Source organism: Pseudonocardia sp. ICBG601, assembly GCF_020496245.1.
On record NZ_JAHLJA010000002.1, the window covers coordinates 1 to 12230 of the forward strand.

The following is a 12230-nucleotide window of genomic DNA, read 5'->3' on the forward strand; positions in this document are numbered from 1 at the left end:
CGTGGACGACGACGGGGGCCACGACGACTTCTACCCCTACCCCGACGCCGTCCCCGACGAGGAGCCCGACGGAGCCGGTCGCACGGCCGCCCGCCGCGCCGCCATCGACGAGGACACCACCGACCTCGACCACGGCGACGACGCGGACGACACGGACGACGTGGACGACATCGACGACGCGGACGACCACGGGCCCGGCGATCGCCGCGCGGCCGACCCGACCGGCCGGCGTGCCGAGGACCGGACCGACCGCATCACGCGCCCCCGCGACCGCTCCCGGGACGACTGACCCGACGCCCCGGGCCCCGGCCGGGCCGGGTGACCCGGGCCACCGCACCGGGCGCCGTCGTCGTCGGGGGGCGCGTCTACCCTGGCCAGGGGCCGTGGAGCGGCCCGGACCGGCGAGGAAGGGACACGGTGGGCGCGCAGGAGCGGCACGGGGCGCTGCGGGTCGTCGTCCTCGTCTCCGGGAGCGGCACCCTGCTGCAGGCACTGCTCGACACCGCGGGCGCCGGGTTCGCCGTCGTCGGGGTCGGGGCCGACCGCGCGGGTGCCACCGGGCTCGACCGGGCCCGCGCCGCGGGTGTCCCCACCTTCGTCGAGCGGGTCGCCGACCACCCCGACCGCGACGCCTGGAACACCGCGCTCGCCGCGGCCGTCCTCGCGCACCGGCCGGGCCTCGTCGTCGGGGCGGGGTTCATGAAGCTCGTCTCCCCGGCCTTCCTGGACGCGCTCGGATGCCCGATGCTGAACACGCACCCGGCGCTGCTGCCGGCGTTCCCCGGCGCGCACGCCGTCCGGGACGCGCTGGCCGCCCGGGTGCCCGTCACCGGCGCGACCGTGCACGAGGTCGACGCCGGGCTCGACACCGGACCGGTGCTCGCGCAGGCGGAGGTCCCCGTGCTCCCGGGCGACGACGAGACCTCCCTGCACGAGCGCATCAAGACCGAGGAACGACGGCTGCTGGTCGCGACCGTGCGACGGTTCGCCACCGCCGCCCAACCCCACGAGGTGAACAGTGAGTGAGCGCAGGCCGGTACGCCGGGCCCTGATCAGCGTCTACGACAAGGCCGGTCTCCTCGACCTGGCCACCGGGCTGCACGCCGCCGGGGTGGAGATCGTCTCGACCGGCTCCACCGCACAGCGGATCGCCGACGCCGGCGTCCCGGTCACCCCCGTCGAGGAGGTCACCGGGTTCCCCGAGTGCTTCGACGGCCGGGTCAAGACCCTGCACCCGCGGGTGCACGCCGGGCTGCTCGCCGACACCCGCAAGCCCGAGCACCTCGCGCAGCTCGAGCAGCTGAACATCGCGCCGTTCGACCTGCTGGTGTCCAACCTCTACCCGTTCCGCGAGACCGTCGCGTCCGGCGCGAGCCGCGACGAGGCCGTCGAGCAGATCGACATCGGCGGCCCGGCGATGGTGCGGGCCTCGGCGAAGAACCACGAGAGCGTCGCGGTCGTCGTCGACCCGTCGCGCTACGCCTGGGTGCTCGAGCAGGTCGGCGCCGGCGGGTTCGTCGTGGAGGACCGCCGCAGGCTGGCCGCCGACGCCTACCGGCACACCGCCGCCTACGACGTCTCGGTCGCGACCTGGATGGGCGAGCAGTTCCCCACGGGCGACGACGACGCCTCCGCCGAGTGGGTCGGCGCCACCTGGACCCGCGAGCGCCCGCTGCGCTACGGCGAGAACCCGCACCAGTCCGCCGCGCTCTACACCGACGGCACCGGTTCCGGCCTCGCCGGCGCCGAGCAGCTGCACGGCAAGGAGATGTCCTACAACAACTACGTCGACGCCGACGCAGCCTGGCGCGCCGCGCACGACCACGGCGACCGCCCCACGGTCGCGGTGATCAAGCACGCCAACCCGTGCGGGATCGCGGTCGGCGCCGACGTCGCCGAGGCCCACCGCAAGGCGCACGCCACCGACCCGGTGTCGGCGTTCGGCGGGGTCATCGCGGTCAACGGCGAGGTCTCGGTCGCGATGGCCGAGCAGGTCGCCGAGATCTTCACCGAGGTCGTCGTGGCCCCCGGCTACGCCGACGGCGCCCTCGAGGTGCTCCAGCGCAAGAAGAACGTCCGCGTCCTGCGCATCCCCGACGGCGCTGCCCGCACCGGCACCGAGCTCCGCCCGATCTCCGGCGGGCTGCTGGTGCAGCAGCGCGACCTCGTCGACGCCGACGGCGACGACCCGGCCGCCTGGAAGCTCGTCACCGGCGACGCCGTCGCCCCCGAGGTGCTCGACGACCTCGCGTTCGCCTGGCGCGCCTGCCGCGCGGTGAAGTCCAACGCGATCCTGCTCGCCCACGACGGCGCCGCGGTCGGTGTCGGCATGGGCCAGGTCAACCGGGTCGACGCGGCGAAGCTCGCCGTGACCCGGGCCGGGGACCGGGCCCGCGGCTCGGTCGCCGCCTCCGACGCGTTCTTCCCCTTCCCCGACGGGCTGGAGGTGCTGCTCGACGCCGGTGTCGCCGCCGTCGTGCAGCCCGGCGGCTCGGTCCGCGACGACGAGGTCGTCGCGGCCTGCGCGAAGGCGGGCGTGCCGATGTACCTGACCGGGACGCGGCACTTCGCCCACTGACCCACCGCTCACCCCGACGGCCCGGGATCGCCTCGCGCGGCCCGGGCCGTCGGCGTTCCCGCAGGTCGGGGGGTGTTCCGGCCGAGAATGTCGGGGGTGCGTGCGACGGTCCTCCCGTCGTCGTCACCACCCCCACCCGGGGGATGCGGAGCGGCGGCACAGGCCCTATGCTTCGAACGTCAGTTCGAGCACGCGTCGCCTTCCCCGCGGCGCGCCGGGCGAGGTCGCGGCCGTTCGGTCGTGGCGCGGTGTGTGGCGGGGAGGTACTGCGGTGCGCGTCGGTGCGGGCGAGGGGCCGGTCGTCGTCGGGGGAGCGGCGGCGGTCGGCCGGGTGGTCGGCGGTGTCGGTGGGGGAGCCGGCGTCGACGTCGGGGACGACACCGGTCCGGAGGGGTCCGGGCCGGTGGTCGGGGCCGGGTCACGTGCCCCCGGGGGCGGGCGGGAGCCGCTGCCCGGGGCGCGGGGCCCGGCCGGGGGGCCGGGGTCCCCGGCGGGCTCGGCCGCCGAGCGGCTCGCTCGGGCCCGGCACGTCCTGCGCCGCACGGAGACCCGGGCGGGTCTGGAGCGGACCCGGCCGGGGCCCGTGGGGCCCTGCCCGGAGCCGGAGCCCCCGGCCCGCAGCGCCGGGACGGTCGAGGCGCGTCCGGTGACCGAGGCCGACCTGCTGCCGGTGCCGGGGCCGCTGGCCGGTCTGCTGCCCGGCGGGGGCCTGCGGCGGGGGTCCACCGTGGCGGTGGGCGTGGGGTCCGGCGCGGGGTCGCTGCTGTTCGCGCTGCTGGCCGCCGCGTCCGCGGAGGGCGCGTGGGCGGGCGTGGTCGGCCGTCCCGGCCTCGGCGCGACGGCCGCGGCCGAGGCGGGCGTGCGGCTGGACCGGCTGGCGCTGGTCCCCGACCCCGGCGCGGACCTGGTCCGGGTGACCGCGGCGCTGCTGGACGGGCTGGACCTCGTGGTGGTGGCCGGGCCGGAGCGGGCCGGGCTGCGGGCCGGGGACCGGCAGCGGCTCGCCGCGCGGGCCCGGCAGCGGGGTGCGGTGCTGCTGGCGCTCGGTGGGTGGCCGGGTGCCGACCTGCGGTTGCACTGCACCCGTCCGCGCTGGGAGGGCGTCGGCCGCGGGACGGGGCGGCTGCGGTCCCGGCGGGTCGAGGTCCGGGCGGAGGGGCGCGGGATCGGCCCGGCCGGGTGGGGGGTGGAGGTGCTCCTCCCGGGCCCCGGAGGGACGGTCGTCGCCGCCCCGGCGGCGCCCGCGGTCCCCGCGGTGCCGTCGGTGCCCGCGATCGCCTCGGTGCCCGCGATCGCCTCGGTGCCCGCGGTCTCCGCGGCAGCGGTGGGCGAGGTCCCGGTCGCGCGACCCGTGGCCCGGGCGGCGGGATGAGCACGCCCGGCACGACGGAGGCGGTCGGCGCGCCGGGCACGGGCGGCGGTGGGCGGGCGGAGCCCGACCCGCGGGTGCTGGCGGTCTGGTCCCCGGACTGGCCGGTCACCGCCGCCGCCCGCGCCGCGCACGTCCCGGCGGACCGGCCGGCCGCGGTCCTGCACGCCAACCGGGTCCTGGCCTGCTCGGCGACGGCCCGCCGGCACGGGGTCCGCCGGGGGCTGCGGCGCCGGGAGGCGCAGGCCCGGTGCCCGGAGCTCGTGGTGCTCGCCCCCGACCCGGGGCGCGACGCCCGGCTGTTCGAGCCGGTCGCCGCCGCGGTGGAGGCGCTCGCCCCGGGCGTCGAGGTGGTGCGGCCGGGGCTGCTGGTGCTGCCCGCGCGCGGTCCGGTCGGCTGGTTCGGCGGGGAGCGCGCCGCGGTGGAGCGGCTGATCGACCAGGTCGCGCTGCACGCCGGGACCGAGTGCCAGATCGGTGTCGCGGACGGGATGTTCGCCGCCGCGCTCGCCGCCCGCCGGGGCCGCGGGGTGCCGCCGGGACGGTCGGCGGAGTTCCTCGCACCGCTGGAGGTCGCCGAGCTGGACCGGGACCCCGACGTCGACCGGGCCGCGCTGGTGGACCTGCTGCGCCGGCTGGGGCTGCGGTCGCTGGGGGCGTTCGCGTCGCTGTCGGAGGCCGACGTGGCCTCGCGCTTCGGCGCCGACGCGGTGGTCGCGCACCGGCTCGCCCGTGGACTCGACCCCCGCCCGCCCGCGCGCCGGGTCCCGCCGGAGGAGCTGTCCGCGGCGGTCGAGCTGGACCCGCCGGTGGACAGGGTCGACGCGGCCGCCTTCGCCGCGCGGGCACTCGCGACCCGGCTGCACACCGCGCTCGCCGGGCACGGCCTGGCCTGCACCCGGCTGGGGGTGCACGCACGCACGGAGAGCGGGGAGGAGCTGCTGAGGGTCTGGCGGTGCGCCGAGCCGCTGACACCGTCCGGGACGGTGGACCGGGTGCGCTGGCAGCTCGACTCGTGGCTCGGGCGCGGCGGCTCCGGGACGCTGGTCGCGCTGCGGCTCACCCCGGAGGACACCGTGGTCGCCGGGGCGCTGCAGCGCGGGCTGTGGGGCGACGTCGGCGAGGGCGACGAGCGGGCCGGGCGGGCCCTGGTCCGGGTGCAGGCGCTGCTCGGGCCGGAGGCGGTGCTCACCGCGGTCCCGGCGGGCGGCCGGGACCCGGGCGAGCGGGTGCGGCTGGTGCCGTGGGGCGACGAGCGGGTGGTCGAGGACACGGCGGTCCCCGCCCGGCCGGGACCCGTGGCTCCCGCGCGGGACGGCGCCGCCGGTGCCCCCGGGCATGCGGAGCAGGCGGACCCCGAGCCGCCCGGACCGGCCCCCGGGCGGCCGGCGGTGGCACGTCCCGGCGACGCCGTGCCCGACGAGGCCGCGGAGAAGGAGCCGGGAGAGGCCGGGCCCGCGGGACGGCCCCGGGACGGGGAGCGGAACGGGACCGCACACCCCCGCCGCGCTCCCGGGCGTCGGCCACCCGCCGACCCCCCGGCGACCTGGCCCGGCCGGCTCCCGGCACCGTCCCCGGCGACGGTGCCCCCGGACCCGGTCCCGGTCCGGTTGCTCGCCGCGGACGGTGCCGAGGTGTGCCCGGCCGCGCCGGACCTGCTCGACGGCGTCCCGCGCCGGGTCGCGGGCGGCGGCCCGGACCGGGAGGTCACCGGCTGGGCCGGACCCTGGCCGGTGCACACCCGCTGGTGGGCCCCCGACGGCCCCGGGCCCGCGGTCCGGCTGCAGGTCGTGCTCGCCGACGGCACGGCCCTGCTGCTCGTGCACCGCGGCGGCCGCTGGGAGGTGACCGGTGTCTACGACTGAGCCACCGGCCGCCGCGGGCGGGTCAGCGCTGCGGGATCCCGGTGAGGTCGACGGCGAACCGGCCGATCGCCGAGGCCATCGCCGTCACGTTCCGGTCCAGTGCGGTCCGGTCGATGTTGGTCAGCCGGTCGCAGGCCGTGTGGTAGCAGGGGTCGTAGGACTGTCCCGCCGTGCCGCCCCACTTCTGCGCCTGCTCCGGGGTCTTCTGCTCCTCGGCGCCGGTGAACAGGCCACCGGCCGGGATGCCGGCCTCGATGAACGGGCCGTAGTCCGAGCGCCCGTCGAACGCGGTGCCCTCGGGGCCGTTCACGCCCGCCCCGACCAGCGCCTCGGTCAGGACGCGCTCCGCGGTGTCGGAGCCGGGCGGGCCCGCCTCGCCGCCGAGGCCGTCGGAGTTGTCGCCGTCGTAGACGAGGTAGCCGGGGTTCGGCGAGCCGACCATGTCGAAGTTGAGGTAGAGCGCGATCCGCGCGCGGTCGGCCTCGGACAGGCCCTCGACGTACTTCGTCGAGCCGACCAGGCCGATCTCCTCGGCGCCCCACCACGCGAAGCGCACCTTCTGGCCGACCGGCGGGGAGCCGCCGAGCTTCTGCGCGATCTCGAGCAGGGCGGCGCTGCCGCTGCCGTTGTCGTTGATGCCGGCGCCCTCGGGCACGCTGTCGAGGTGGGCCCCGGCGACCACGACCCGGCCCGGGTCGCCGGTGGTGGTCTCGGCGATCACGTTCCGCGAGGTCTGCTGCCGGATCGTGGTGTCGAGCACCAGCGACGCCTGCTGGCCGTCGCGCAGGGCGGCTCCGGCGGTCTTCGTCACGGCCGCCGTCGGGACGACCCCCGGGGTGTCGCCGAGGGTGGCGGGCAGGGCCGCGTCCTCGGTGTTGACCACGATCACCGCCGCCGCGCCCGCCGCCCCCGCGAGCCGGGACTTCTGGCCGAACTCGCAGGTCCCGCGCTCGACGACGGCGATGGCCCCGGCCGGCATCCCGGTGTAGTCGGCGGCGTCGCAGCCCGGTGTCGGGTCCTGCGGGGTGCGCGGGCGCAGCGACAGCGGCGCGGTCAGCCCGCCGGGCGGGGTGGCGGGGGAGAAGCCGAGCACCTCGGTCGTCACCGGTGCGCCGGCCACGGTCAGCCGTGCGTCGCCCGCGGAGAAGGTGCGCACCTCGAACGACGGGGTCGACACCTCGAACCCGCTCGCACGCAGGGTCCCGACGACGTGGTCGACGGCCGCGTCGTACCCGGGGGTGCCCACCGCGCGGTTGCCATCGTTCGCGTCGGCGAGCTTCTCGAACTGCTGCAGGTGGGCGTAGGCGCCGTCGCCGCCGACCGCGGCCGCGAGCCGCTGCGGCAGGCCGGGGTCGCCCTGCGCGGCCCCCTGGCTCCCGCCGCCGGTGGTGCCGATCGTCGCGGTGCCCGGCGCCGCGGGGACGTCCGCGCAGGCCGCGAGCGCGACGACGGCCACCCCGGCCGCCGCGAGCCTGACAAGCCGGTTCCCGAGGCGTGGCCGGTGCCGGCCACCCGTCGTGCTCGCCCGTCCCATGGAGCCACCCCTGCCGTCCGGCCCGGTGCCGGGCCTCGTCCGCGCCGGGTGTCCGGCGCTCCTCGTGCGTGCGCGGTACCGGTCGGGCGCCGCGGCGTCGGACCAGCATCCGCCATCGGGCGTGGCCGTGCGGTGAACCGACGATCACGACACGGCGTCACGAACACGACGGTACGACCCGGCGCGACCCGGGGCCGCGGTGATCCTCGGTCGATCCACACCGGGGTCTCAGTCGTTCCACAGGTTCGGCTGGTGAACTCGGAGATGTCGGCGGGGCGGTCCACGAACCACCTGCCGGCACCGGATGGGTACGTCCGGGTGGCCCGCGGGCCGGCGCTGGGGAGCGGCCGGTGTGCCGCGCCGGAGCCCGGACCCGCCGTGCGGGGCCGACCGGCGCTGGGGAGCAGCCGGCCGGCCCGCACGGCGACGCCCGTCCGCGGAACCCGGCGCTCGACGTTCGAACTTGTGTTCGAGTACGCTGCACGGGTGGGCTGGCAGAACCCGGACGTCCCCTGGGCGGAGCTGGAGAGTGCGCTGTCGGGTCGTTCCGTGCGCGACGGCGCGAGCCTGCGCGGCGGCCCGGAGGCCGACGGCGGGGACGCACCGGCCTGGTCCGTCCACCGCGGCCCCTACGAGCCGCCCGAGGACCTGCACCCGGCGGGGCCGGGCGTCGTGCCGTACGCGGAGCTGCACTGCCACTCGCACTTCAGCTTCCTCGACGGCGCGAGCGCCCCGGAGGAGCTGGTCGAGCGTGCTGCCGAGATGGGGCTGGAGGCGGTCGCGCTCACCGACCACGACGGCATGTACGGGGTCGTTCGGTTCGCCGAGGCGGCCCGCGCGCTCGGGGTGCGCACGGTGTTCGGCGCCGAGCTGAGCACCGGGCTGACCGCCCCGCAGAACGGCGTCGCCGACCCCGAGGGCGAGCACCTGCTGCTGCTGGCCCGCGGCCCCGACGGGTACCGCGCGCTGTGCCGCACCATCTCCACCGCGCAGATGCGGGGCGGGGAGAAGGGGCGGCCGGTCTACGACCCGGACGAGGTCGTCGCCGACACCGCGGGGAAGGTCGTCGTGCTCACCGGCTGCCGCAAGGGCGCGGTGCGCCGCGCCCTGGACCGCTCGGGCCCGGTGGCCGCCGCGGCGGAGCTGGACCGGCTGGTCGCGCGCTTCGGCGCGGGGAACGTGCGGGTCGAGCTGACCGTGTACGGCGAGCCCGGCGACACCGAGCGCAACGACGCACTGGCCGCGCTGGCCGAGCGGGCCGGCGTCGCGACGGTGGCGACGACCGGCGCGCACTACGCCACCCCCGACCGGGCCCCGCTGGCCGCGACCGTCGCCGCGGTCCGGGCCCGCCGCAGCCTCGACGAGATCGACCCCTGGCTGCCCGCGGCGGGCACCGCGCACCTGCGGTCCGGGCGGGAGATGGCCCTGCGGTTCGACGAGCGCCACCCCGGCGCGGTGGAGCGCGCGGCGGAGCTGGGCCGGGAGCTGGCGTTCGAGCTGCACCTGGTGGCGCCGGACCTGCCGCCGTTCGACGTCCCGCCCGGGCACACCGAGACGACCTGGCTGCGGGTGCTGACCGAACGCGGCCGGATGGAGCGTTATGGCAGCTGTGACGAGAACCCGTTCGCGGCGCACACCGTGCAGCGCGAGCTGGAGATCATCGAGGCGAAGAACTTCCCCGGCTACTTCCTGATCGTCCACGACATCGTCGACTTCTGCCGCCGGTCGAACATCTTCTGCCAGGGCCGGGGATCGGCCGCGAACTCGGCGGTCTGCTACGCGCTGGGCATCACCAACGTCGACGCCGTCCGGCACGGGCTGCTGTTCGAACGGTTCCTGTCCCCGGACCGCGACGGCTACCCCGACATCGACCTCGACATCGAGTCCGGCCGCCGCGAGGAGGCGATCCAGTACGTCTACCGCCGCTACGGCAGGCTGTTCGCCGCGCAGGTCGCGAACGTCATCACCTACCGGCCGCGGTCGGCGATCCGCGACACCGCCCGCGCGCTCGGGTTCTCACCCGGCCAGCAGGACGCCTGGAGCAGGCGCGTCGAACGCTGGCACGCCCTGGAGGCGAGCGAGCTCCCGCAGGAGATGCCGCCGCTGCTGCTGGACCTCGCGGGGCAGCTGATGGGTGCGCCCCGGCACCTGGGCATCCACTCCGGCGGCATGGTCATCTGCGACCGGCCGGTGTCCGAGGTCGTGCCGGTGGAGTGGGCGCGGATGGCCGACCGGACCGTCGTGCAGTGGGACAAGGAGGACTGCGCCGCGGCCGGGCTGGTGAAGTTCGACCTGCTCGGGCTGGGCATGCTCACCGCGCTGCACCTGATGGTGGACCTGGTCACGACCGTCACCGGTGAGCGGATCGAGCTGCACGCGATCGGCGAGTCCGACCCGGAGGTCTACGCGATGCTGTCGCGCGCGGACTCGGTCGGGGTGTTCCAGGTGGAGTCCCGCGCCCAGATGGCCACCCTGCCGCGGCTGCGCCCGCGCGAGTTCTACGACCTCGTCGTCGAGGTCGCGCTGATCCGGCCCGGCCCGATCCAGGGCGGCTCGGTGCACCCCTACATCCGGCGGCGCAACGAGCTCGAGACCTGGGACCACGACCATCCGCTGCTCAAGCCCGCGTTGCACAAGACGCTGGGCATCCCGCTGTTCCAGGAACAGATGATGCAGATCGCCGTCGACGTCGCGGGGTTCACCGCGGCCGAGGCCGACGAGCTGCGCCGGGCGATGGGCTCCAAGCGGTCCACCGAGCGGATGGAACGGCTGCGCGGGCGGTTCTACGACGGAATGGCCGCGAACGGGATCACCGGCGAGCTCGCCGAACGGATCTTCGCCAAGATGCTGGCCTTCGCGAACTTCGGGTTCCCGGAGAGCCACTCGATCAGCTTCGCCGCGCTCGTCTACTACTCGGCGTGGTTCAAGCTCTACCACCCGGCGGCGTTCTGCGCGGGCCTGCTCAACGCCCAGCCGATGGGCTTCTACTCGCCGCAGTCGCTGGTGGCCGACGCCCGCAGGCACGGCGTGCGGGTGCACCGGCCGGACGTCAACGCCGGGCGGGCCGACGCCGTCCTCGAACCCGACGACGACAGCACCGGCGGCCGGGCGGTCCGGCTCGGCCTGGCGGGTGTCCGCACCGTCGGCGCGGACCTCGCCGGGGTCATCGACGCCGAGCGCGACGCGGGCGGCCTGTTCGCGGACCTGCCCGACCTGGCGCGCCGGGTCCGGCTGACCGGCCCGCAGGCCGAGGCGCTGGCGACGGCCGGGGCGTTCGGCTGCTTCGGGGTGGAGCGGCGGGAGGCGCTGTGGGCGGCGGGCGTCGTCGCGGGGGTGCGCCCCGAGCACCTGCCGGGCACCGCCGTCGGGTTCGACGCGCCGGCCCTGCCGGGGATGACCGAGGCGGAGCTGACCGTCTCCGACGTCTGGGCCACCGGCGTCTCCCCGGACAGCCACCCGGTGCAGCACCTGCGCGCGGACCTCGACGCGCTCGGTGCGGTCCGGATCGACCGGCTCGACGAGGTGGGCCGCCACGCCGGCCCGGACACCCCGGCCCGGGTGCTGGTCGGGGGACTGGTCACCCACCGCCAGCGCCCGGCGACCGCGCGCGGGGTGACGTTCGTGAACCTCGAGGACGAGTCCGGGATGCTGAACGTGACCTGCTCGGAGGGCCTGTGGGCGCGCTACCGGTCGGTGGCGCTGGGGAGCGCCGGGCTGCTGGTCCGGGGCCGGCTCGAACGCAGCCCGGAGGGCGTGCTGAACCTGCTGGCCGACCGGCTGCAGCGGATGCCGCTGGCGGTGAAGGTGGTGTCCCGGGACTTCCGCTGACCGTCCCGCCCGCGCCCGGCGCCGGGCCCCCGCGACCGCCGGGCCCCGCGGTCCCCGACCACCGGGACCACCGGGACACGCGGACCACCGGAACCGGGCACGCCGCGGGCCCCGCCGGAGGAACCGGCGGGGCCCGCGGGCGGTCGCGACGGGGTCAGGACTTGACGAGCGGCCCGCCCATCGACATCGCGCGTCCGCCCAGGGTCTGGCCGAACGCGTCGAACAGGATGTAGGCGAAAACGATGCAGAACGCGAACGTCGTGATCCCGGCGATCGGGAACAGGCCCGCGTTGCCCGCGGTCACACCGATGTAGGCCAGCACGAAGGTGATGTCGACGAGCACGAAGCCGATCGTGAACATCAGCGGCAGCCGCAGCGTCGCCAGCGTCAGCAGGACGAACACCAGGGTGAAGGAGAGCAGGTAGGCCGACTGGATCGACCCGACCTGCTCGGTGGACAGGGCCTGTCCGGTGCCGGCGTCGATGATCCAGCCGTTGTTCAGCGCCATGAGCAGCACGCCGAAGCTGGTCCAGAACGCGGAGAAGACACCGAAGATCGCGGCGGTGACGCTGTCCCCGACGCGCAGCGCGACCATGGCCGACAGCAGCAGGAACAGGCCCGCCGAGAAGGTCACGATCGGGATCATGCCGCCGGGCAGTGCGGTGGTGTCCAGGTAGCCCACGAACCACAGGCCTAGCGTGATGCCGGACGGCAGGAAGCAGATGAGGCCCATCAGGGCCGGGTTGGCAGCCGGGGCGGCTGCTGCCGGGGCGGGCGGGGCAGCAGCGGCCTGCGCCCCCGCGGTGTCGCTCTCCACGCTCATGGAAAACTCCTCGTCGAGTTCGTGACCGGTCGTGCACCGGCGGTGTGATTCTGCTCTCGTGGAGATCGTTTTTCGCCCCTCCGTACGACCAGACCCCGACCTGTACCCCGGTCGCACGCAACCGGACCGTCGTCGCAGGTCGCGGGGGCGGCGTCCCCTACTTGCGCGGCACGTACGCGTCCTTCGGTCAGGTTCGACCGGCCCGGGCGTCACCTGAGAGGATGCCCGGGTGA

General features: G+C 76.6%; 7 protein-coding genes and 1 pseudogene. 6 read left to right on the forward strand and 2 right to left on the reverse strand.

Annotation, left to right across the window (positions count from 1 at the left end):
• From KPL57_RS00110 to KPL57_RS00130, 5 genes and pseudogenes are all read left to right on the forward strand, one after another.
• A pseudogene (locus tag KPL57_RS00110) lies at positions 1–289 on the forward strand (hypothetical protein); the annotation flags it as partial.
• A gap of 128 nt (positions 290–417) precedes the next feature.
• Positions 418–1026 carry a phosphoribosylglycinamide formyltransferase gene (gene purN / locus KPL57_RS00115; protein ID WP_226349884.1) on the forward strand — a complete coding sequence of 203 codons (609 nt, stop codon included), beginning with the start codon at positions 418–420 and terminating at the stop codon, positions 1024–1026.
• A complete protein-coding gene (purH, locus tag KPL57_RS00120) occupies positions 1019–2578 on the forward strand; it encodes a bifunctional phosphoribosylaminoimidazolecarboxamide formyltransferase/IMP cyclohydrolase (RefSeq protein WP_226349885.1) in 1560 nt (519 codons plus the stop codon). The genes purN and purH overlap by 8 nt, the downstream gene beginning before the upstream one ends.
• Before the next feature lie 271 nt (positions 2579–2849).
• The gene (locus tag KPL57_RS00125; RefSeq protein WP_308252760.1) at positions 2850–3950 is read left to right on the forward strand and encodes a hypothetical protein; all 1101 of its coding nucleotides are present in this window, start codon (positions 2850–2852) and stop codon (positions 3948–3950) included.
• The gene (locus tag KPL57_RS00130; protein ID WP_264197564.1) at positions 3947–5812 is read left to right on the forward strand and encodes a DNA polymerase Y family protein; all 1866 of its coding nucleotides are present in this window, start codon (positions 3947–3949) and stop codon (positions 5810–5812) included. Before KPL57_RS00125 ends, KPL57_RS00130 begins: the two co-directional genes overlap by 4 nt.
• Positions 5813–5834: 22 nt before the next feature.
• On the opposite strand, the gene KPL57_RS00135 is transcribed toward KPL57_RS00130, so the two are convergent.
• Complete coding sequence (locus KPL57_RS00135) at positions 5835–7346, reverse strand: M28 family metallopeptidase (RefSeq protein ID WP_226349887.1); 1512 nt, start codon at positions 7344–7346, stop codon at positions 5835–5837.
• 486 nt (positions 7347–7832) lie between these two features.
• Here KPL57_RS00135 and KPL57_RS00140 point away from each other — a divergent pair, with 486 nt between their 5' ends.
• Positions 7833–11174 (forward strand): error-prone DNA polymerase, encoded by a 3342-nt coding sequence (locus KPL57_RS00140; RefSeq protein WP_226349888.1) that lies wholly within the window; start codon positions 7833–7835, stop codon positions 11172–11174.
• A 154-nt stretch (positions 11175–11328) separates the two neighbouring features.
• Here the strand turns inward: KPL57_RS00140 and KPL57_RS00145 are convergent, their stop codons facing one another.
• Positions 11329–11997 carry a GPR1/FUN34/YaaH family transporter gene (locus KPL57_RS00145; RefSeq protein WP_226349889.1) on the reverse strand — a complete coding sequence of 223 codons (669 nt, stop codon included), beginning with the start codon at positions 11995–11997 and terminating at the stop codon, positions 11329–11331.
• Positions 11998–12230 lie beyond the last annotated feature (233 nt).